The organism is Pedobacter westerhofensis, assembly GCF_900182595.1.
Classification (GTDB): Bacteria; Bacteroidota; Bacteroidia; order Sphingobacteriales; family Sphingobacteriaceae; genus Pedobacter; species Pedobacter westerhofensis.
In genome coordinates, this window is sequence record NZ_FXTN01000003.1 from 463,658 (window position 1) to 484,130 (window position 20,473).

General features: G+C 47.0%; 22 protein-coding genes. 4 read left to right on the forward strand and 18 right to left on the reverse strand.

The window, feature by feature from the left end:
• Positions 1 to 18: 18 nt before the first annotated feature.
• From FN831_RS07325 to FN831_RS07335, 3 genes are all read right to left on the reverse strand, one after another.
• Complete coding sequence (locus FN831_RS07325) at positions 19 to 765, reverse strand: hypothetical protein (protein WP_142527549.1); 747 nt, start codon at positions 763 to 765, stop codon at positions 19 to 21.
• 657 nt (positions 766 to 1,422) lie between these two features.
• Entirely contained in the window at positions 1,423 to 2,166 is a 744-nt protein-coding gene (locus FN831_RS07330) for a LytR/AlgR family response regulator transcription factor (protein ID WP_142527550.1), read from the reverse strand.
• Positions 2,141 to 3,232 carry a sensor histidine kinase gene (locus FN831_RS07335; RefSeq protein WP_142527551.1) on the reverse strand — a complete coding sequence of 364 codons (1,092 nt, stop codon included), beginning with the start codon at positions 3,230 to 3,232 and terminating at the stop codon, positions 2,141 to 2,143. Before FN831_RS07335 ends, FN831_RS07330 begins: the two co-directional genes overlap by 26 nt.
• Positions 3,233 to 3,460: 228 nt before the next feature.
• Here FN831_RS07335 and FN831_RS07340 point away from each other — a divergent pair, with 228 nt between their 5' ends.
• Genes FN831_RS07340 through FN831_RS07355 form a run of 4 tightly spaced genes read left to right on the forward strand, consistent with a single transcriptional unit; the run spans position 3,461 to position 8,046 of the window.
• Positions 3,461 to 4,795, forward strand: a complete 1,335-nt coding sequence (locus tag FN831_RS07340; RefSeq protein ID WP_142527552.1) for a TolC family protein — start codon at positions 3,461 to 3,463, stop codon at positions 4,793 to 4,795.
• Positions 4,796 to 4,798: 3 nt separating this feature from the next.
• The gene (locus FN831_RS07345) at positions 4,799 to 6,070 is read left to right on the forward strand and encodes an efflux RND transporter periplasmic adaptor subunit (protein WP_142527553.1); all 1,272 of its coding nucleotides are present in this window, start codon (positions 4,799 to 4,801) and stop codon (positions 6,068 to 6,070) included.
• Positions 6,067 to 6,813, forward strand: coding sequence for an ABC transporter ATP-binding protein (locus tag FN831_RS07350; RefSeq protein WP_142527554.1), 747 nt, complete (start codon positions 6,067 to 6,069; stop codon positions 6,811 to 6,813). The genes FN831_RS07345 and FN831_RS07350 overlap by 4 nt, the downstream gene beginning before the upstream one ends.
• 12 nt (positions 6,814 to 6,825) lie before the next feature.
• Entirely contained in the window at positions 6,826 to 8,046 is a 1,221-nt protein-coding gene (locus FN831_RS07355; protein WP_142527555.1) for an ABC transporter permease, read from the forward strand.
• A gap of 131 nt (positions 8,047 to 8,177) precedes the next feature.
• Here FN831_RS07355 and FN831_RS07360 read toward each other — a convergent pair whose 3' ends face one another.
• From FN831_RS07360 to FN831_RS07425, 15 genes are all read right to left on the reverse strand, one after another.
• Entirely contained in the window at positions 8,178 to 8,468 is a 291-nt protein-coding gene (locus FN831_RS07360; protein WP_142527556.1) for an antitoxin Xre/MbcA/ParS toxin-binding domain-containing protein, read from the reverse strand.
• Between the two features lie 182 nt (positions 8,469 to 8,650).
• Positions 8,651 to 9,562, reverse strand: a complete 912-nt coding sequence (gene moaCB, locus FN831_RS07365) for a bifunctional molybdenum cofactor biosynthesis protein MoaC/MoaB (RefSeq protein ID WP_142527557.1) — start codon at positions 9,560 to 9,562, stop codon at positions 8,651 to 8,653.
• On the reverse strand, positions 9,562 to 10,005 hold the full coding sequence (locus tag FN831_RS07370) for a molybdenum cofactor biosynthesis protein MoaE (protein WP_142527558.1): 444 nt from the start codon (positions 10,003 to 10,005) through the stop codon (positions 9,562 to 9,564). The genes moaCB and FN831_RS07370 overlap by 1 nt, the downstream gene beginning before the upstream one ends.
• Before the next feature lie 47 nt (positions 10,006 to 10,052).
• The gene (locus FN831_RS07375) at positions 10,053 to 11,156 is read right to left on the reverse strand and encodes a HesA/MoeB/ThiF family protein (RefSeq protein WP_142527559.1); all 1,104 of its coding nucleotides are present in this window, start codon (positions 11,154 to 11,156) and stop codon (positions 10,053 to 10,055) included.
• A gap of 1 nt (position 11,157) precedes the next feature.
• A complete protein-coding gene (locus FN831_RS07380) occupies positions 11,158 to 11,391 on the reverse strand; it encodes a MoaD/ThiS family protein (RefSeq protein ID WP_142527560.1) in 234 nt (77 codons plus the stop codon).
• A gap of 8 nt (positions 11,392 to 11,399) precedes the next feature.
• Positions 11,400 to 12,608 carry a molybdopterin molybdotransferase MoeA gene (locus FN831_RS07385; protein ID WP_142527561.1) on the reverse strand — a complete coding sequence of 403 codons (1,209 nt, stop codon included), beginning with the start codon at positions 12,606 to 12,608 and terminating at the stop codon, positions 11,400 to 11,402.
• 121 nt (positions 12,609 to 12,729) lie between these two features.
• Positions 12,730 to 13,710, reverse strand: coding sequence for a GTP 3',8-cyclase MoaA (gene moaA / locus FN831_RS07390; RefSeq protein ID WP_142527562.1), 981 nt, complete (start codon positions 13,708 to 13,710; stop codon positions 12,730 to 12,732).
• A gap of 61 nt (positions 13,711 to 13,771) precedes the next feature.
• The gene (locus tag FN831_RS07395) at positions 13,772 to 14,458 is read right to left on the reverse strand and encodes a nucleotidyltransferase family protein (RefSeq protein WP_142527563.1); all 687 of its coding nucleotides are present in this window, start codon (positions 14,456 to 14,458) and stop codon (positions 13,772 to 13,774) included.
• Positions 14,455 to 15,609 (reverse strand): XdhC family protein, encoded by a 1,155-nt coding sequence (locus tag FN831_RS07400; RefSeq protein ID WP_142527564.1) that lies wholly within the window; start codon positions 15,607 to 15,609, stop codon positions 14,455 to 14,457. Before FN831_RS07400 ends, FN831_RS07395 begins: the two co-directional genes overlap by 4 nt.
• An 8-nt stretch (positions 15,610 to 15,617) precedes the next feature.
• Complete coding sequence (locus tag FN831_RS07405) at positions 15,618 to 17,894, reverse strand: xanthine dehydrogenase family protein molybdopterin-binding subunit (protein WP_221931302.1); 2,277 nt, start codon at positions 17,892 to 17,894, stop codon at positions 15,618 to 15,620.
• A gap of 15 nt (positions 17,895 to 17,909) precedes the next feature.
• Positions 17,910 to 18,998 (reverse strand): FAD binding domain-containing protein, encoded by a 1,089-nt coding sequence (locus FN831_RS07410; protein ID WP_317132079.1) that lies wholly within the window; start codon positions 18,996 to 18,998, stop codon positions 17,910 to 17,912.
• Positions 18,919 to 19,557 (reverse strand): (2Fe-2S)-binding protein, encoded by a 639-nt coding sequence (locus FN831_RS07415; protein WP_142527566.1) that lies wholly within the window; start codon positions 19,555 to 19,557, stop codon positions 18,919 to 18,921. The genes FN831_RS07410 and FN831_RS07415 overlap by 80 nt, the downstream gene beginning before the upstream one ends.
• Before the next feature lie 197 nt (positions 19,558 to 19,754).
• Positions 19,755 to 19,976: a hypothetical protein gene (locus tag FN831_RS07420; RefSeq protein ID WP_246101405.1), complete on the reverse strand. Its 222-nt coding sequence runs from the start codon at positions 19,974 to 19,976 to the stop codon at positions 19,755 to 19,757.
• Positions 19,960 to 20,151 carry a hypothetical protein gene (locus tag FN831_RS27660; RefSeq protein ID WP_185960422.1) on the reverse strand — a complete coding sequence of 64 codons (192 nt, stop codon included), beginning with the start codon at positions 20,149 to 20,151 and terminating at the stop codon, positions 19,960 to 19,962. Before FN831_RS27660 ends, FN831_RS07420 begins: the two co-directional genes overlap by 17 nt.
• A gap of 34 nt (positions 20,152 to 20,185) precedes the next feature.
• Positions 20,186 to 20,437, reverse strand: coding sequence for an outer membrane beta-barrel protein (locus tag FN831_RS07425; RefSeq protein WP_317132080.1), 252 nt, complete (start codon positions 20,435 to 20,437; stop codon positions 20,186 to 20,188).
• Positions 20,438 to 20,473 lie beyond the last annotated feature (36 nt).

Sequence of the window (20,473 nt, forward strand, 5' to 3'; positions counted from 1 at the left end):
AATTTTTAAACTTTAGCTTTATTTCTTCTTCTTCAGCCCACCAACGTTGATTACCGCACCTACACTAAAGATCGAATTTCCGGCAGTCATGTATTTCCGGTTTTTTAACCCGATATTACTGCTGGTGGTATATTGAAGCTGTACGGCGTCGCTTAGTCGCATCCGTGTAAAAAAGATGGGTTCCAGATAGATATTATCTTCTTTTGGCGTAACCACTCCGTTGATGAAAAAGTTATCCATGCTGAGGTGGCTGACACGCAGTGCAGTACCATAATTTAAAGGATAGTTGTTCCCGAAAAGGTGAAAGTTCTTATTTTTCTTAGAGCTGTAGTTTACCTGCACAAAGGTTTTACTGAAATCTGTCACCTGCACTTCTGAACTGATCAGCTCCCCGGAATCGTAATTCCTGAAACTGCGGTCGGTCTTCCCGGTCCCTACTCCGGCATATATTTCAAGGATCCTGTTTTGATCAGGGCCGAAAGTAGTGAAGTAGCCCCCGCCTATTTCAACCATTTTGGTGTTAAAGTCTTTACGCCTGCGCTCACTGTTCATATATTCCCCTCCCAGCAGTACCCCGATATGATTGGAAACTGCGTAAGCACCGTTGAAATTTGCATTTCCCCTGAGTGAGATATGAGCACCTCCACTTAATTCTCCCTGAGAACTTAACATCGGCGTGTTCGGAACATTAGGCACATATACTGATGAGCAGGAACAAAAGGACAGCAGGGCAATAAAAGAGAGTAATTTAAATGGTTTAAACATTTGATAAAGTTATGCGGATTAAAATAAACATTTGGCTCGGTTTATAGCCCTAAAAACAAGGCCAAAATCCGCAAAAAATCTAAAATATTCTCAGTAACACTGTTTAAGCAATTTCAATACGATTTTATCTGGGTCTGATATTAAGCGTTATTTCAACGCTTATAACATTTAGCTTGGCTAATGAACCGGGTGCGTAATCAGCCAGATTACGCTACTAATACTATTTTATCATAGTGTAACTTTAACACTAATAAATATTTTTCAAGGCGATCCAAAAATATAGGTCAAAACAGGTTATTTAAGCCCTTTTGACCTCTGAAATATAAAATTATAACACTAAATATCAATCAGTTATAATTATTTTTAACAAAATTTAACATTTTACATACAGGCAATTAATATAACTTATAGATTTGTTTTGTGTTACAAAAACACTCCCATATTCTAACCAAATATACCTGTATGACTTTTTTCCTTTAGCTCGTAAACGATACGGTTTACGAAGCATTGCCTGATTTCCCGGCAAAGTTTTTCCACACTACTTCTCTTATACACATCGTTGTCCACACCACAAACAAATCATAAACAGCGTTTTACCAAAAACAGTGTTAATAACTTATTTAAGATTACCAACATTGTGATTAAAAATGTTAACAACTACATCCATTTACTCAGGTAGGTGTTGAAAGGTTCTTTGTACTGTTCTCCTACCGTAATTGCCAGATCACCAATGTTGAGGCTGTTTTTAGTTACGGAGTTAACTTTATCGAGGGAAACAATGTACGAGCGGTGGACGCGCATAAAGGATTTTGGAGATAACTTTTGCTCCAGTGCCTTAAGGGTGATCAGGGATAGGATTGGCTTGGGCGTGCTTTCAAGGTAGACCTTTGCATAGTCCTTTAGTCCTTCAATATATAAGATATCGCGCGTGGATATACGTACCAGCTGATATTCTACTTTTAAAAAGATATACTCATCCTCCTCTGCAGGCTGCGAAGCTGCGGGCTGTACCGGCGCTGGCTTCAATAACTCGGCATAGGCCATCGCCTTATTGGCTGCGGTGAGGAATTCTTCATAGTTGAATGGCTTGAGCAGGTAATCCAGCGCATCCACCTTGTACCCTTCGAGGGCAAAGTTATTGAATGCTGTGGTAAAGATCACCCTCGGCCCGGCACTCCCCGGCTGGCGGTCGAGGATCCTGGCCAGCTGCAAGCCTGTAAGATCAGGCATCTGGATATCCAGGAAAATCAGATCGATCTGTTGATCATGGATCATTTCAAGCGCTTTTACGCCACTGGAAAAACTCCCTGCAAGATGAAGGAAGGGGGTACTTTCTATAAAGCTGCACAGCAGGCCGAGCGCCAGGGGCTCATCATCAACGGCTATACAATTCAGGATCATCGATTACCAGGGTTAAATGAACAACAAATTCGTTACGCTCCTCAACCTTCATGGCCGAGAAAGTATGTTTGCCGGGATATAACAAATCCAGGCGTCTTTTAGTGTTGGTAAGGCCAATTCCGCCGTAACTATCTACAATCTCGGCATTTTCATTGAAGATGGTATTGATCACCTTCAGTTCGAGCACCTTGTCTTCCAGGCTCAGTTCTATGCGGATGACAGAAGGTTCCACGGCACTTACGCCATGTTTAAAGGCATTTTCTATATAGGGCAGGAAAAGCATGGGAGCAATATTGATATCCTGGCTAACGAGTGGCCCCTCGAACGAAACTTTGGTGGTATCGTTGAGGCGGAGTTTCATCAGTTCCAGGTAGTCTACAATAAAGGATACTTCCTTGCTCAGCGGGGTAATCCCTGCCTGCGTATCATAAAGCAGATAGCGCATCATTCTGGACAGTTTATGCAATGCCCTTCTGGAATTCTCTACATCTACATGTGTTAGTGCATAAATGTTGTTGAGGGTATTAAAGAAAAAATGGGGGTTGATCTGTGCCTTTAAAAAAGACAGCTCTGAGCCGATCCTTTCTTTTTCCAGGGCCTCGCGCTGCTGTTTGTCTGCCTGCCATTTCTGGATCAGGGTAACACTGGTGCTGATACCTACGATCATCAGGGTCATCATGATTTGGAAAATATCCAGCCGGTCTTTCTTTCTGAAAGGCCTGAGCACACCGGAAGCACTAAAGGCCTTGTCCATCAGCTCAGGAAGGTGCAGCGAGTCGTCCAGCATATTCACCAGCGGCCCCACCGCAATAATGATCGCCAGGATCACCAGTATAAAGCCGAGGTTATTGTTTTTCATCAGCAGCTGCGGAACCAGTATATTGCTGTTCACATAGAATACTGTAACCAGCATGATGAGCACCCCGCTCTGCTTAAACCAGAACTGGTAAGGCAGCTGTACATTCCAGCTCAGCGGCTGGTAAAAGAGCAGGATAAATGCAAAAAGCATCCAAACCAGCAGGTGCAGGAGTATAGTGATGTAGGCTCTGTTTTTTACCGGATTCATGTTTTCCAATTTAGGCATGATAACTGCGTGCAAGGTAATCAACCTTCTCAGAAATGTCCAAATGTTTACGTCGGCTGCTATCAGGCTCCGGTCGGCGTATTTGCGGGGCCGGTCTATTGTGGTTTTTAAATTCCGTAAAGAACTGTTGATTTGGATATTAATCAATGATTTTTTGAAAAGTACCGAAGAATTTTTTGAGAAAGACCCAAGAATTTTTATACACTATATATGTTAAAACTAACCATCAAAAGTTTGCTCCTGATCTTTCTGGGCTTTTCCTCTGTACAGGGGTTTAGTCAGGATAGCTTGGCAAAATCCCTGCCGCCGGTATGGGATCTGGCGACCTGCCTGGAGTATGCAAAGAGCAATAACATTACGCTGAAGAACCTGCGACTGGACACCAAATCTGCCGAACAGGATAAGCTGCTGGCAAAAGCAGCCCTGCTGCCGGACCTTTACGGATCAGGCTCTTTATCTTACAACCATTACAACCGGAACACCAATGGTACCACAACAGCCATTAACTCTTCGGGATCCTACGGTGTAAGTTCTGCCTGGACGCTCTACCAGGGCGGATACCTGAAAACGGATATCAGGCAGAAAGACCTTTCGGTACAGTCCGCCAACTTCAATGTACTGGTGAGCGAGAACGATATCACCTTACAGATCACACAGGCCTATCTGAACATCCTGGTGGATAAAGAAAGTATCATCTATAACCAGGACCTGGTGAAAACTTCTATCGCCCAGCTGGCACAGGCAAAGCGCCGCTTTGATGCCGGTACGGTAGCGAAAAAGGTGGTGATCCAGTTTGAAGCGCAGCTGGCTACCGACCGTTATAACCTGACTGCCGCAGAAAATGCTGAGCGCCAGGACAAGATCACGCTGAAACAATTGCTACAACTGGGCCAGACGCCTGAATTTGACGTGGTAAAACCGGATACGGTGATCTCTGATGCGGCGGTGCCGGACCTGCCGACCGTACAGAAATATGCGCTGGAAAACCGCCCTGAGATTAAAGGTGCCGAACTATCAGTGCGTATTGCTGACCTAAACCTGACGAAAGCGAAATCGGGCTACCTGCCTACCCTGTCATTGGGCGCAGGTATAGGAACCAGTTTTGCAAACGATCCTACCTATAATACCTTCAGGCAGTTTGATAATAACTTTTATCAGCAGGCCGGACTGACGCTGTCTGTTCCGATTTTCACGAAGAGGATCAATAAGACGAATGTAGCAAAAGCCCGGATCGCGATAGACCAGAGCCGCAATACGCTGGAGAACGCAAAAACGACCTTATCGCTGACCACAGAGCAGGCCTTTATCACGGTACAGAATGCAAAAACGCAGTATGTATCGGCAACGGAGAACCTTGCCTATAACAAGGAGCTGTACAGGATCTCGAACGAAGAACTCAGGATCGGAACAGCGAACATCTACGATTTCTATCAGCAAAGAAACCTGTATGTGCAGGCCCAGCAAAGCTTTATACAGGCAAAATACAATGCTGCCCTGTCAGTAAGAATATATGAATTTTACCTTGGAGTACCCATTAAATTATAAAACATGAAGCCTAAAAAAATTATCTTGATTATTGTTGCTATCGTGGTCGTTCTTGGCCTGATATGGTATTTCTTCATGCGGAATAAAGAACAGCCTGCGGTGCTTACAACGGAAAAACCAGAAACTGGTGCAATTTCTACCAGCGTAACGGCAACAGGTACGATCCAGCCGGTGGATACAGTAACGGTAGGTACCCAGGTTTCGGGAACTTTATCTGCCATGTATGCAGATTTTAACTCGACTGTAAAGAAAGGACAGCTGCTGGCTGAACTTGACCCGATCCTGCTGCAGGCAACGGTAGACCAGGCGAAGGCCAGTCTTGCGCAGGCACAGAGCAATCAGATTTATCAGGAAGCCAATTTTAAACGTCAGGCACTGCTATACAAAACTGACGCAATCAGTAAAGCAGAATACGACCTGGCGAAAAATACCGACCAGGTTGCCAGAGCAACGGTAAATAATGCTAAAGCGCAGTTACGCTCGGCAGAAAGAAACCTTTCCTTCACCAAGATCTATTCGCCTATTGATGGCGTGGTACTGGGCAGAAGCGTAAGTATTGGCCAGACCGTAGCGGCGAGTTTTAGTACGCCTACGCTTTTTACCATCGCAAAAGATATTACCAAAATGCAGGTGGAAGCCAAAGTTGACGAGGCAGATATAGGTAATGTGGTTAAAGATCAGCGTGCAACATTTACGGTAGACGCCTTTATCGATGATACTTTTAATGGTACGGTAAAGGAAATACGTTTACAACCTGCAATTTCATCGAATGTGGTGACCTATACGACGATCATTGATGCACCGAATGACGACAAGAAACTAAAGCCGGGAATGACGGCCAGTATTATCATCTATACCAAAGAGATTAAGGATGCATTGCTGATTTCTGCAAAGGCATTGAAGTTCCGCCCGGATTCTACCCTGGGCAAAGATTATGAGATTGTACCGATCAAAGGTCTGCGTGAGAAAAAGTCGGGCATGAAAACAGGTGCCAGATCGGGATCTGAACAGAAAAAAACGGTGACTGCTGCCAGCGGTGAGAAAACAGAGGTGGTGAAGAACGAGCCGAGTTATGTATGGCTGGTACAAGGGAAAAAACTGGTACAGAAACAGATTAAAACCGGCCTGAACGACAATACACATGTTCAGGTACTGGAAGGATTGACTTCAGGTGATGTGATTGCATCAGGTTCAGAGCAGGCAGCCAAAGGGGCGCCGGCCGGAGCAGCATCAAGCCCTTTCATGCCGAAGAGACCAGGAGGAAACAGACGATGAGCAGCAAGATCCTTGAAATAAAAGACGTTAAACGTGAGTTTATCATGGGCACAGAAACGGTGCGCGCGCTGAAAGGTGTTTCTTTTGATGTGAACGCCGGAGAGTTTGTGACGATCATGGGCAGCAGCGGCTCGGGCAAGACTACGCTGCTGAATATGCTGGGTTGTCTGGACAAACCTACTGAAGGCACTTATATGCTGGACAATGTGAATGTAAAGGAACTGTCCAAGGATGAACTGGCGAAGCTGAGAAATACAAAGATTGGTTTTGTTTTCCAGGCCTATAACCTGCTGCCGCGAACAACGGCACTGGAAAATGTAGAACTGCCGTTATTATATAATCCCCTGATCAGTTCGCAGGAACGCAGGGAAAGGGCTATTGCAGCATTACAGGCGGTCAAATTGGATGGAAGATTTGACCACACACCAAATCAGTTGTCCGGCGGTCAGCAACAGCGTGTTGCGATCGCCAGGGCGCTGGTGAACGAACCGGTGATGATCCTGGCGGATGAGGCCACAGGAAACCTGGATACGCGTACCTCTTATGAGATTATGGCACTGATGCAGGACCTGAATGCGAATGGCAAAACGATTGTCTTTGTGACGCATGAGCCGGATATCGCGGGATTTAGCACGCGGACGGTGATGCTGAGGGATGGCAAGGTGCAGAAGGATACAGAAAACGTGAACCGCCGCTCCGCAAAAGAGGCACTGGCCTCGCTGCCGGAATCAGACGATTATTAAAAGAAACATATTATGAAGATTATCAATCTTATACTTCTGGCTATTAAAGCGCTGCAGCGGAACAAGCTCCGGGCATTGCTGACAATGCTGGGCATCATTATCGGGGTGGCTTCGGTGATCACGATGATGTCTATCGGGGAAGGCTCCAAGCAGAGTATCAACAACTCTTTATCGAGCATGGGCTCGAATATGATTACGATCATGCCACAGAGTAATGAGCCGGGCGGCGCCAGGATTATGGGGAGCAGTTTTAAAACACTGACGATCAAAGATGTGGAAGCACTGAAAAAGAATGCACCGCATATCGCCATGATCTCTCCGCTGGCATCATCTTCGGGACAATCGATTAATGCCGGAGCCAACTGGCCGACAACGATACAGGGCGTGAGCCCGGAATACCTGGAGATCCGTAAGCTGTCTGTAAAGGACGGGATTGTCTTCTCTGATCAGGATGTGAAATCGTCGGCAAAGGTTTGCCTGCTGGGCAAAACAGTTGTAGACAATCTTTTCCCCGGAGGGGAGAACCCACTGGGCAAGGTGATCCGTTTTGGCAAGATCCCCCTGCAGGTAATCGGGGTGCTTACCCCGAAAGGAACCAGCAATTTTGGACAGGACCAGGATGACATTATCATTGCCCCATACACTACCATTCAGAAAAGGGTATTGTCATCGATCTACTTTAGCCAGATCTATGCCTCAGCTACAAAGGAGGATGACTCTGACGCGGCAGTGGATGAAGCTACAGTTGCTTTAAAAGCAACGCATAAAATAAGGGAAGGCCAGGAAAACGACTTTCAGATCAGGACACAGGCAGAGCTGATGACGATGCTGAACTCTACGAGCAGTATGATGACAGCGCTGCTGACTGCAGTAGCGAGTATCTCGCTGGTGATTGGCGGGATCGGGATTATGAACATCATGTATGTTTCCGTAACAGAAAGAACGCGCGAGATTGGTTTAAGGATGTCCATCGGTGCCCGCGGAATTGATATCCTGCTTCAGTTTTTGATTGAAGCGGTAATGATCAGTGTGACTGGTGGTGTGATCGGGGTAGTGCTGGGGATTTCCGCAGCGATTATCATCCCTGCGATGCTGAACTGGCCTACAGTAATTTCTGAATCTTCGATTGTGATTTCGTTCCTGGTTTGTGCGGTTACAGGAATCTTTTTTGGGTATTATCCCGCTCTTAAGGCTTCGGGGCTTGATCCTATTGAAGCGCTGAGATACGAGTAATATTCATTTCGTTACGACACACTACTTCGCAGAAGATCAGTAATACTTGTGAATAAAGATTCTCATTTCTAATAGTTACGGTCCGGTCTTTCCATGAGCCGGGCCGTTAAAGCTTAATCATAAATTTGGCTCTAAGAATATATCCCGTGATCAAGACGCCCTATTATCGTTACTACCTCTTTTATTCCGGCCATCGTATCAAGAAGACAGAGTGGAACCTTTCCACCCAATGCACGGTTCGGATTTCGTAACCACCGCTCAAAAATATCCTTGTCATCGAAGACCTCAATACCATATCGGTACGTCAGAGAAAGTACATTCATCCTTTCGGTCTCTGCATCTTCCGGATTGTCTGAAGGTGTATTTTGGAATGGATCGTGAGTAAGGAACCATTCCGACATTTCTGTTTTTACCTGTTTCATAATTTTAGAATTAGATTCAAGTTTTAGAAGCTCGTATTAGGTTTGCCGCTGTCGTTATGCCGATGCACAAGCATCACGATGATCATGTCTATAAATGTTGAAACAGTGCCTCAAAACTTAAATAGTTTCTTAATAGAACAAATATAACAATATTATTTCTTTAAACAAGAATGTCTGTAAAATCAATTGTGTCTTGTGCCGTCCTGCACTTTGAACACATGCAATACGGCTGGAAATAAAGCATCAATGCTTTCCTCTACGCCTTTTACTGATCCCGGAAGGGTAATAACCAGCGTCCCGCCAATAAATCCTGCTACGCCTCTTGAAAGCATCGCATAGGGCATCCTGTCCTGTCCGTACTTCCTTGCGTTTTCCATAATGCCGGGAATTTCTTTGTCCAGCAATGGCGCGATTGCATCCGGGGTAACATCTCTCGGGGATAGTCCTGTTCCGCCAGTGAAGATCAGGAGGTCATACTCCTGCTCTGCCAATTCCATTGCTTTTTTCTGGATCTGGGCAAAATCGTCTGGTATGATATCGTAATGATTGGTCTCCAGTTTAAACTGCTCCAGTTTGCTGATGATCGCTTTTCCTGAGCCGTCCTGCTTTTCGCCCCTGGCAATGCTGTCAGAACAAACGACAACAGCACACTTGAGGCTGCTTCCCTCGGGAAGTTTGTACTGGCTTTTACCACCTGATTTGTGATCGAGGCGGATGTTAAAGATTTCAATGCCTTTATCGATAGGTTTGAGCATATCGTACAGGGTGAGCGCAGTAACTGAGGCACCGTGCATGGCTTCTACCTCTACCCCGGTTTTGTAAACGGTGTGCACTTCTACACGGATCACAATGTTCAGTCCCTCGATTTCATGGCTGATGGCAGTATATTCTATTGGCAGCGGATGGCAGTCGGGAATAACATCACTGGTTTTTTTTACCGCGAAAAGTCCGGCAACCCTCGAAAACTCAAACACATCGCCTTTTGGCACTTTCTTTTGTACGATGGCATCGATGGTATGCTGACCGGAAACTTTTACTGTTGCAATGGCAACGGCCTTTCTGAGGGTATTGGATTTGTGGGTAATATCAACCATTATTTATTTTCTTTCCATTGGTGAGAGTCGTCAGTTAATATTTCCTGGCCCCAGATCGGCAGTTCTGCCTTGATGCGTTCTACAAGCTCATCACAGGCTTCCATGGCCGCTTTGCGGTGTTTTGAGGAGGTAAATACAAAGAGGCAGATTTCTCCCGCAGCGATCATGCCGAGACTGTGGTGAATGTGCATACAAGTGAGGGGGTATTTTGCAAAAATCGCTTCCCTGATCTCATACATCTTTTCCAGTGCGAGGTCTTCGTAGGCCGTATAATTGATACCTGCTACCTGCTGGTCGCCGATCTCGTCTGCCCGCACCTGCCCTAAAAATATACTGTGCGCACCGATATCTGTTTTGGTATGGTGCTTCCGGATGCTTTCGGCAATGGTATCGGCCGGAATGGCCCCGTTAACAAATATATTTCTTAATTTTTTTTCTCTCATTTCCAGATTATTTTCTGATCGCCAGGCTGTTATTTCTGAGCGCCACATTAGTTTAAACGTAAGATACCGCCTTTCAGGCTGAAAAACTCTTTTTCAGGATATACTTCCTGTAATAATCCGCCGGCAATCACGCTCCTCACGCCGGAATGGCAAAAGAGGATGATCTTTTCTTTCTCCAGTGCAGGCACCTTCTTCCTGATTTCTGATAAAGGTACGCGGATATGATCAAAAGGTGCAAGGGGAAGCTCGGCGAGCTCGCGCACATCGATGATCTCATATTCTTCATCGAGCATCAGTTCCCTGAATTCGCCTGCACTGAGTTCCTGGATTTCAGAGGCATTGTCCCTGATCCCGCAGAACCAGTTGTAGTCGGTTTCCAGAAAGGCATCCAGATCGGGCGGTAATATGCTTTCCGCTGTGTCTGCGGAAGTAAGGTTGATTTTATACGTATGATTGGTGTACAGATTATAGATGAGCATCTGATTGATCAGGGGCTCTCCTACTCCAGAGATCAGTTTGATGGCTTCACTGGCCTGCATGGTGCCGATAATTCCGGGCAATACGCCCAGTACACCTGCTTCGGCACAGTTGAGCACTTCTCCGGGCTGTGGTGGATTGGGAAAGATATCCCGGTAGTTCACTTTCCTTCCGGCAGCATCACTGACATTGAATACCGCCACCTGCCCTTCAGACTCAGACAGTGCGCCATACACCAGTGGCAGGTTTAACAAGGCACAGGCATCGTTCACCATGTACCGTGTAGGGAAGTTATCAGAGCCATCAATCACAATATCAAATTTGCTCATGATCAGCGCGGCATTCTGATTGCTCAGCTGCAGCGGATAGGATATAATCTGGATATCAGGGTTGTATAAACTGAGCTTCTCGGCCGCACAGTCAGCCTTTAAGCGTCCCACATCGGCTACGCTGTATAAAATCTGCCGGTGCAGGTTGCTGAGCTCCACGGTATCATCGTCTACAATCCCCAGTGTGCCTACTCCCGCCGCAGCAAGATACTGCAGGATGGGACAGCCCAATCCGCCGGCACCGATAACCAGTACTTTTGCCTGGAAAAGCTTTTGCTGACCGGCAGGGCCGAAGCCCTTTAATATCATCTGACGCGCATAACGCGCTTTACCTTTAATTTCCATTTTAACCTCCTGAAAACGGCGGCATCAAAGCCACGGTCATACCATCTGTTAAAAGCCTGTTGCCATGAATGATCTCCTGGTTTACCGCGATCTGATAGTTGATCTGCGCCAGTCCGGGATACTGAACGGACAGGAACCGGCTAAGCGAATCTGTATCGGCCATATCCTCCAGATGAAGGACATTCTGACCAAGCAGTTCTGTTAACCGGCCGAATAATAAAATCTTGATGTTCATTGAATATCTTATTCTGGAAAAATATAAACCTTCACCTTCGTTCCGGCAGCAAAGACAGTTTCCTCTTCAGGTAATTCTATCATTGCGTTTGCCTGTGCAAATGAACTCATTCTAAAGGATTCCTGAGCGCTCAGGGGAGTAACATTTCCGTCATTAAAATGTGCTTTCAGAAAATGTGTAAGCCCGGCGCCCTTGGTACACTCATGCGTCAATACTGCCTCCTGCGTTTTCAGGCTGCCCGAGGGCTGTCCTTTTTCCGGGATATTGCTCTTGTAACCCATCATTTTTTCGAGCGCAGGCAGCACATACTGGTAGAAACAGCTGAGTACCGATGAAGGATTACCGGGCAGGCCAAATACAATATGCTTATCTGTTTTACCAAAGTACAGGGGTTTGCCGGGTTTCTGTTTCACCTTATGAAAAATCTGCTGTACGCCCGAAGCTTCGGCAGCGCGCAGCACAAAATCATAATCGCCCACGCTTACCCCGCCGGTGAGCAGCACCACATCGTTCAGGGCCAGCGCCTCTTTGAGCACGGCAGTCAGTTCATCCAGCTCATCATCAGCACTGTAAAAATTGATTTTGGTTACCTGTGCAAGTTCAAGCGCGGCAGTAAGTGAGTAAGAATTGGACTCATAAACCTGCCCGAAAGCAAGTTCTTCACCTGGCCGCTGCAATTCCTTCCCGGTTACGATAATTGCAACGGAAGGCGTAAGGCAAATTTCAACCTCGGTGAGGCCGATCCCGGCAAGAAAGCCAATTGCGGCAGGGCTGAGCTTGCAGCCTTTTTGCATGGCCAGCGCACCGGCCGCGGCTTCTGCGCCTTTAGGGCGCACATTGAGGCCAGGCGACAGCTGATCATCGAGAATATGAAGGACGCCATTGCTGACTTCCACTTTTTCCTGCATCACTACCGTATCGGCACCGTGCGGCAGGGGCGCTCCGGTAAAAATCCGGGCAGCGTGCTCTGGCAGCAGCGTAATCTGCTGGTCTGCACCTGCCTGCATTTCGCCGCCTATATTTAAGGGCAGCAGGCGTTCGTCAAAACGGATAGCATAGCCATCCATGGAGGACTGCTCAAAAGCAGGAATATCTATTTTTGCGTATACGTCTGCTCCCAGCGTAGCTCCCGCAGCCATGGCTAAAGGCATCGGGTGCAGGGGCATTGGAACAATTTGTTCCAGTATAAGTGATTTGGCTTCTTGTACGGAGATCATAGCGATAGAATTGATGATGAGGAATTACGTTTTTTGCCAGATGTGTTTCCTTATAGGAACAGAAAAGGAACCGTTTTTGTTAACAGAAATCAAATATCTTTTGTTGGCTTGATTGCCCGAACTATCCTCCGATTGTAATCATGCTCCTGTTATGGATCGTGCTGGCTTCAATATTTTCAAATAAGCCCGAGAACTGTCCGCCCAGCGCTTTAGCCTTACTGCCAATACATTCGTGGATCAGAGGCAGCACGTCCTGCCCCATTCGCATTGGCCCCAGCAGATCAGTTTCTGCTTCGGAAAAAAGACAGTTTTTCAGTTTGCCATCGGCAGTTAAACGCATTCTGTTGCAGGTAGAGCAAAAGGGAGCGCTCATGGTGCTGATGACCGCGAATGTGCCGGCATGCCCTTCTACCTGGTAATGTTTTGCAGTGTCATTGGGCCCGCCGGGAAGGGATATGTATGGGTACCGGCTTGAAACCGCGCTCAGGATATCTTCCAGAGACACCACTTGATTGCTGGTCCAGCGGTTACCGGCAAAAGGCATAAATTCAATGAAGCGGATTTCTATCGGCTGGTGTTTTGTCCAGGCAATAAAGTCTGTAATTTCCATATCGTTGAGGCCTTTCATCACCACGACATTGATCTTTACCCGGATGTTGTTTTTCAGCAGCAGGTCGATATTATCCTTTACCTGCTGAAAGATATTTCTTCTGGTAATGATCTGGAACTTATCTGCCTGAAGCGTATCCAGGCTGATGTTAATTGATCTGATATTGGCTTCGAGAAATACATCAATGAAATCATGCACCCGCGCCCCATTGGTCGTGAGTGAAAGATCAATCGATAATTTACCCAGCGCTGAAATGATTTGTGCGGCATCCTTGCGTACCAATGGCTCTCCACCGGTAAGCCTGATCTTATTTACGCCCTGTTCTACAAAGAGCCTGGCCAGTGTTTCAATCTCTGCGGCCTGCATCAGTTTGGAGGCCTGCGTAAATTCATACTCTTCTTCAGGCATACAGTAAAAACAGCGCAGGTTACAGTTATCTGTAAGCGAGATACGCAGGTAATTATGTATACGGTTATAAGAGTCTTTTATCATTTTATATTTGTTGAGAGGTCTTAAGCGATTAATCTGTCGGTGTTTTAATAAACGACCTGATCTATGATGAAATCAGCTTCTGGTAATCCTCAAATGTATCAATATCAATTTCCCCTTTTTCAAAAGGGACTGAAGCCACCTGAGCTTCATACTTCTTCAGCAGCATCTTTGCTCCTTCCTGTCCTTTCAGCGCCAGCAGATCATCGAAATGCTGCCTGCCAAAGTATACCGGTGTGCCCAGTGTTCCATTATATGCGCTGGCAACAATGCTTTTACCGGATAGTTTTGCTTCGTCCAGTAAAGCTTCAAGCACCGCTGTAGTCAAAAACGGCTGGTCACAAACAGTGATGATCACACCATCAAGATCAGTTTGCGCTTCTGATGTTGTTGTTTCATCGCTTTGCAAGCCTGCCTGCAGTTCTGTACCTTCAATATCAGCAGGGTCATTTGGTTCAGGTGCTGTATACTTTTCGAGCAATGCTGATAAGCCGGTCCTGATGGAGGAACTCATACCCTCTTCCCAGTCGGCGTTATAAATCAGGCCGGGTCCTTCAACTTCTTTGGCAACAGCCTCATGGTTTCCCCCTAAGATAACAACAACTATTCCATCCCGGGTATCTTTGGCCGCATCAATGGTATGCTGCAGTAAACTTTTATGCTGGTATGACAAAAGCTGCTTTGGTTCTCCCAGCCGCGAGGAAGAACCCGCAGCAAGAATAATGATCCCGAATTGATTTATACGGCTCATAGGTCTACACTATTTTTGTCGGACTGATGCTGGTGAATAGGTTCACGTTTATCCCGTAGTGAAAGACCCGATGCTTCACTCAGTACCTTTTTGATCTCCGAGGCAACAGACAAGGCAATCTCTTCAGCGGTCTCAGCTCCGAGATCAAGTCCCACAGGGCCGAAAATCCGCTGCAGCTGTGAAGCTTTGATTTTAATGCCTTCGTCTTCCATCTCGCCAATCATACGGTCTAATTTCTTTTTTGGTCCCAGGCTCCCGATATAAACCGCCTTTTCCTGCTCCAGCAGATTCTTCAGCAGCGCGAGATCATAATTGTAATTATGTGTCATCAGCACAAAGACCGTCTGGTCGTCCACTTCTACCTGCGACAGTACCTGATCCGGCTTCGCCACGATCACCTTGTCTGCCTTCGGAAAACGCTGTCGGTTGGCATGTGTGGCGCGCCCGTCGATGATGGTGGTCTGCCATCCCAGTATACCTGCAATCGCGGCCAGCGGAAATGCGTCATTGCCGGCCCCGGCAATAACCAGGGCAACGGGAGGCCTTAAGAACTCTACAAAAGCAGTGAGGAGATGCTCTCCGAAAAGATATTCCCCGATAAAGGATTTTCTGGTCAGCAGGGCATGATTTGCATCCTCCAGCAGACCTGCACCGTACTGTTCCTTATACAGCTGTTCAGAAACCGCAGTATCCGGCAGCACCAGCAAACAGGTTCCGGGAACCGCAAGCTGGGGGTGTGACAAAGAAAAGAGGGTGACCAATACGCCTTCCTGGCGTTTTGCAGAAAGTTCCTGCAACAGGTGCAGCGGATGTACATCAAGGGAAGGGTCTATCGGTTCAAAAAGGATATGAACGATGCCATTGCATCCCAGCTGTACACCAAATTTGGCATCATCCTCATCCGAAGTATCATAGGTAACCAGCTTGTTCTGCTGCTGATTGATAGCCAGCAGCGCCTTGCGCAGGGCATCTCCTTCGAGACAGCCGCCGCTGATGGCCCCGGTCAGCATTCCATCATCGGTAACCAGCATCCGGGCTCCCGGACGGCGGTAAGATGAACCTTCTACGTGTACTACGGTAGCCAGTGCCATTCTTTTGCCTTCATTTGATGCGATGGTATAGGCTGCTATGATATCCAGTATTTCTTTCATGATGTATACTATTTCAATAAGGGTACTTCCTCCTGGTTTTTATCTTCTTCTGCAATTTGCAGGACTTTATCCATGGTGATCGGCAGGTTGCGCACCCTTACACCGGTGGCATGGAATACTGCATTTGCAATTGCCGGGGCAACAGCAACAATTCCGATTTCCCCTACTCCTTTAATCCCGAGCGGGTTGACCAGATCGTCATGCTCCTCTACAAAGATAACATCAATTTCGTTGATATCTTTATTTACGGCAACATGATATTCTGCCAGGCTATGGTTCATAAAGCGCCCGAATTCGTTATCAAGCACACTTTCTTCTTCCAGGGCCTTACTGATCCCCCAAACTACGGAGCCCAGGATCTGGCTTCCGGCGGTTTTAGGATTTAGGATTTTTCCTGCCGCAACCGCACATACTACACGGGTGACAACCACCGTACCAAGATCTGCATCTACCTTCACCTCGGCAAACACAGCAGCATGGGAGTTGAAAGAGTGGGTCTTCTTTGCTTTTGGATCAGGTCCGGACATGGCGGTTTCCAAAATGCTGTTTACACCTGATAACCGCATCACATCAACAATAGAAAGTCGCGCTGAAGGGTTGCTTAACAGGGATATGTGACCATGATCGACAGCAAAATCCTTGATTTTTGCCCTTTTAAAAGGAGTATCCTTGAGTTTACTGGCCATTTCAAAGAGTTTGGTCTTTACTTCTTCACACACCGCCTTAACGGCAGAACCTACAGAAGCTGCTGTCCATGAACCTCCTTCGAGGGGTGCCATTGGCATGTGCGTATCCCCCAGCTGGAAGGTCACATCATCGAGCCCCAGTCCGAGGGTCTCCGCGCCAATCTGCGTCATGATCGTATAGGTTCCTGTTCCGATATCTGAGGTGCCACTGCTTAAGATCAACTTGCCGTCGGCACTCAGGATTGCCTGTGCCTTGGCCGGCATCATCAGGGCATCCCATGCACCATTTGCCATTCCCCAGCCTACCAGCTGATTTCCCTCGCGCATGGACTGGGGTTCCAGCGGACGGTTTTCCCAACCGAATTTCGCTGCGCCCTGATCGTAACAGGCCCTGAGCTCTTTACTGGAATATGGTTTTTTCTCTACCTGGTCTTCCTCGGCATAGTTGATGCGCCTGAATTCCAGAGGATCCATTTTTATGGCATAAGCCATTTCATCAATCGCGCTTTCAAAGGCATGGGCACTGGTTACCGCTCCCGGAGCACGCATATCTGTAGGCGTGGCTACGTTTAGCTTGACAAGTTCATATTTCAGTTTGACATTTTCGCAGTTGTACATGGTGCCCGACCAGTTGGCGACGATCTCTGTATAATCTTCGTAGGTAGAGGTCTCGCCAAATGCCGCATGCTGGATGGAGGTCAGTTTTCCGTTCAGATCAGCGCTCATGGCGATGCGCTGTACACTTCCGGGACGGTGGCCGAAAGAGAACATCTGCTGACGGGTAAGTACCAGCCTGATATTTCTTCTCAGCTCCAGGGAGGCCAGGGTAGCCAGGAAAACATTGTACTTGGGGCGCAGCCCGATGCCGAAAGCACCACCGACAAATGGGGATACCACGCGTACATTCTCCATTTTTAACCCAAATACATTGCTGATATACATTTGTACGTTGCTTACGCCTTGTGTTTTATCATAGAGGGTAATCTTCCCTTCTTCTTCCCAGATTGCCGTAGTGGCCAGCATTTCCAGTGGATTGTGATGCTCAGCGGCATGTACATACTCGCCCTGTATTTTATATTCCGCTTTGCGGTATGCTTTTTCAGCGTTGCCGCGGCTTTTAGGCTGCACATATCCGATCTTGCCCATTGGCGCTTCCTTTGAATGGTCCAGCTCTCCCTGCAGATTGGTGACATGCGGGTATTCTTTGTAGCTGATTTCGATGAGCGAAGCGGCAAGACGTGCAATTTCAAAGCTCTCTGCTACAACGAGCCCGATGGGCTGCATGCTGAACAGGATCTTGTTGCTCCCCAGCGGCCTGAATGGTGTGCCTGCCGTAGAATCCATATCCTTGTATTTGATATTGAACCAGGTCAGGTCTTCAACATTCTCATGGGTAAATACGGAGATCACACCTTTGATGCCCATGGCGGCAGTAGTATCTATACTGAGGATTTCCCCGCTGGCGATATTGCTGTTGAGCACATAGCCATACAGCAGGCCATCGGCTGCGAATTCTGCCGCGTATTTTGCTTTGCCGGTAACTTTCAGCGGACCATCGACGCGGCTGGCCGACTGACCTGTATATTTGGTATTCATCATTTCTGTAGGTTAGGTTTAAACAAGAGGTTGACTGGAAGGCTCTTCAACACTTTGAGCTGCTGCGGTGGTCAGGGCTCTGACAATTGCACGTTTTGCCAGTTCAATTTTAAAGGTATTGTGACCGTAACCTATGGCACCTGACAATACCGTATCGGCAAAAGCCTTGAAGTGATCAGCCGTAGCCGGCTGTCCTTTTAATTGTTCTTCCGCTGCCTCATCGCGCCATGGTTTATGCGCCACTCCACCAAGGGCTACACGTGCTTCCAGGATTTGATCTCCGTTCATTTCCAGTGCAACTGCCACTGAAACCAATGCAAAAGCATAAGACTGCCTGTCGCGCAGTTTCAGGTAGGCCACGTTAGTCTTAAATTGTTTTTCCGGCAGATCTATTGAAGTGATCAGGTCGCCATGTTCCAGGTTATTGTCCAGATGAGGAGCATCTCCGGGTAAACGGTGCAGATCGGCAAAATCAATTGTCCGCTCTCCGTTGACGCCTTTGATATTTACCCTGGCTCCAAGTGCCCTCAGCGCCACACACATGTCTGAAGGGTGGGTGGCGATACAGTGTTCGCTTGTGCCCAGTATCGCATGGATACGGTTAAAACCATTTAAAGCCGAACAACCTGTGCCTGGCTCTCTTTTGTTGCAGGGTGTAGCGTGATCGTAAAAATAATAACAGCGGGTACGTTGCAGGGGATTACCTCCGTTAGTGGCCATGTTCCTCAGTTGTGGCGAAGCACCTGCAAGAATCGCTTTTGATAAGAGCGGGTAGTTTTGCTCTACAAGTTCATTCCATGCGGTATCTGCATTGGTGACCAGTGCACCCAGTCGCAGTCCCCCTTGCGGGAGAGGTTCTATTCTGGCGAGGTCGAGCCGGTTGATATCAATGACATAGGGAGGCTGTTCGATATTCTCCTTCATGAGGTCGAACAGGTTGGTTCCCCCTGCCACAAATTTGCCATTGGATTGCTGTGCCAGCTGGCTTACAGCTTCTGCAGGATCTGCAGCGCGGATGTAGGAAAAACTATTCATGAGATGCTCCTCCTTCTGCTTCAGTGACAAGCTCAGCCTCGCGGGCTGGTGCTCCGGGTACGGATGTTTCATCACGCTCTGACACTTCATGAAGGCCGGACGCTTCAGTGTTCTTCAGCAGGATCGCCGCTTCTGCTTCCTGCTCCTTTACCTGCATGATTGCTTCGTTAATATGCGTGTATGCACCGCAGCGACAGATATTGCCGCTCATCAGTTCTTTTACATCATCTAAAGTATTTGCTTTACCTTCATTCATCAGGCCAATAGCCGAACAGATCTGCCCCGGTGTACAGTAGCCGCACTGAAAAGCATCGTGTTCTATAAAAGCCTGCTGCAGGGGATGAAGTGTATCGCCATGGGCGATGCCTTCTATGGTAACGATTTCGGAACCTTCTTTCATTACGGCCATCGTGAGGCAGGAATTGATCCTTTTGCCATCCACCAGGACCGTACATGCACCGCACTGGCCATGATCGCATCCCTTTTTGGTTCCTGTTAAATGAAGATGTTCACGAAGGGTATCCAGAAGGCTTACCCAGGGTTGAAGCGAAAGGTTATGCTGCTGCCCGTTCACGTTGAGACTAACCGGAATGGATTCCGGCAGCTGTAGATTCTGTACTGAGTTTTTCATAGTAAAAACATTTTATACTGTCCGGCCCTATACAGGATCATGAATGACCATGAATAGACCCTGCTGTTGAGTTATGGTTAGATAAAACTGCAACAGACAGTATTTTTAAATGTTTTTCCTAAAATCCGCCCAGCGGTAATTTAAAGGGATTATAAATAGAGCTACCCTGCATATATTCAATTTCAGGGCAACAGTAATTACATCCTGTACCGTAAGGATACCGACCTGCCTAAGGCCTGGGCAAAATCCGGTTCAATGGTGATGTCGCCATCCTGTTGCACCCATATCTTACTGGTATCTTTTGATAATGTAATAGATGAACCATTTAAGACTATTTTTAATTCGGCAGTGTCTTTATTAATCTCCGCACCATTGATAATCTCATACACATAGTCAGTGTCTTTATACGTAATACGCATCTTCAATCCCATATTCTTCTCCTTGGCCCAAAGGTAAATTAAAACATCTATAACTGGCAGTTTTTGTTTTTATTGCTTTAAAAAAGGTGTAAACGGGGTTTTTAGGAGATATGAATGGTGGAAGGACTGAACTGGAAATTATTTCCGGGCAGGGAACCGGATGAATAATTGCCATCCTGCAGTGTATATCCTGCAGGATGATCAGGATACTAAAAAGCATAAACTGCAGCCAATGAGAACTGGGATGCGGTCTTTGTGGGGTCGAGATTATTTTTAATAAACTGGGCAGAGGAACCATTATCCACCCGGATTTCGGGAATAAAGGTAAGCCCCCCGGCTTTTAAATTTGCAGACAGGGTTAAAGCGCTGACAGACTCACCGGGGTTTACACCAGAAAAGGACATCCCGTTGGTATCATTTTTCGATTTGGAGTAAAAAAATAGAGCGGTCCTGATCGTCAGACCAGAACCGCTTTATCAATGATTTCCAGAAGCCTA